The organism is Nucisporomicrobium flavum (assembly GCF_016464385.1).
In the GTDB taxonomy this organism is placed as follows: Bacteria; Actinomycetota; Actinomycetes; order Mycobacteriales; family Micromonosporaceae; genus Actinoplanes; species Actinoplanes flavus_A.
Genome location: NZ_JADMLH010000036.1, coordinates 1 through 1,580, shown reverse-complemented (window position 1 = coordinate 1,580; position 1,580 = coordinate 1). Strand labels below are relative to the sequence as shown.

Genomic DNA, 1,580 nt, shown 5'->3' with positions numbered 1-1,580 from the left:
GGGACCAACCCCATTACGACTATGCAGGGACCGACGACGGACGAGGCACCCGGCCAACCGCTTGACCAGAACGTCTTACGCTGATGAGAGTGCACTTTTCTCTGGGGCAGCTTGCCCGAGTGCAGACCCGGATCGGCGCTTCTGTTGGACCCAGGGACAGGCATCTCGTCATGATTGATGTGCGCGAGGGACTGTCAAGAAAACGGTGTAACTCGATCTTGTTGATGGGTTAGTTGCGGCCTGCGGACAGGCGGCCTTCGAAGGCGAGGTCGAAGGCGTTGAGGGCGGGTTTCCAGCGCATCGTCCACCGGCGGCGGCCGGCGCCGGTCGGGTCCAGGGCCATCACGGCGAGGTAGACGCATTTGAGGGCGGCCTGCTCGTTCGGGAAGTGTCCGCGGGCCCGCACGGCCCGGCGGATGCGGGCGTTCACGCTCTCGATGGCGTTGGTGGAGCAGACGACCTTGCGGATCTCGGCGTCGAAGGCCAGGAACGGCACGAACTCGGCCCAGGCGTTCTCCCACAACCGGACGATCGCCGGGTATTTCTCGCCCCAGGTCTCGGCGAACTCGAGGAACCGTTGCTCGGCGGCTTGCTCGGTCGGTGCGGTGTAGACCGGCTTCAACGCTTTGGCGATGGCGTCCCAGTGCTGTCGGCCTGCGTATTTGAACGAGTTGCGCAGCAAATGGACCACGCAGGTCTGCACCACGGTCTTGGGCCAGACGGTGTTGATCGCGTCAGGCAGCCCGGTGAGGCCGTCGCAGACGGCCATCAGCACGTCCTCGACACCACGGTTCTTCAGCTCGGTGCACACCTGCAGCCAGAACTTCGCGCCCTCACCACCGTCGCCGGCCCACAGCCCGAGAATGTCACGGGTCCCCTCGACGGTGACCGCCAGAGCGACGTAGATCGGCCGGTTCGCGACCTTCCCGTCCCTGATCTTGACGTTGATCGCGTCCAGGAACACGACGGGATACACCTTGTCGAGGGGCCGGTTCTGCCACTCGGCCATGCCGTCCATCACCTTGTCGGTGATCGTGGAGATCGTCTGCCGCGACACCTCGGCGCCATACACCTCGGCCAAATGGGCGCTGATCTCTCCGGTCGTCAGGCCTTTCGCGGACAGCGACAGGACCATGTCCTCCACACCCGTGAGTCGCCGTTGCCGCTTGCGCACGATCTGCGGCTCGAACGAGCCGTCCCGGTCGCGCGGCACGGTGATCTCGACCGGGCCGACGTCGGTGAGAACGGTCTTGGCGCGGGCGCCGTTGCGGGAGTTGCCGCCGTCCTTGCCGGCCGGGTCGTGTTTCTCGTAGCCGAGGTGGTCGGTGATCTCACCGTCCAGGGCGGCTTCGATCACCCGCTTGGTCAGCTGCTGCAGCAGGCCGCCTTCACCAGTCAGTTGCAGGCCCGCGGCACGGGCCTGCTCGACCAGCCGGCCGACCAGCTCGGCGTCCACGCCCTCCGGCGTGCTCGCCGGAGTCTTCTTCTTCGCCACCGCGGAAGTATCCACGGCATCCGTCATGACGGTCATCAGGTGCGTCTCCTTGATCAGGAGTTACACCGTTCGTTTTACAGTCCCG

The 1,580-nt window shown here is 65.4% G+C and carries 1 protein-coding gene; it reads right to left on the bottom strand.

What is annotated here, in order from left to right; all coding sequences use genetic code 11:
* Positions 1–229: 229 nt before the first annotated feature.
* Entirely contained in the window at positions 230–1,531 is a 1,302-nt protein-coding gene (locus tag IT780_RS40870; protein WP_233414358.1) for an IS256 family transposase, read from the bottom strand.
* Between the last annotated feature and the right edge of the window lie 49 nt (positions 1,532–1,580).

Coding starts and splice junctions, on each gene's coding strand:
- IT780_RS40870 (WP_233414358.1), bottom strand. CDS start 1,531: ATGACCGTCATGACGGATGCCGTGGATACTTCCGCGGTGGCGAAGAAG.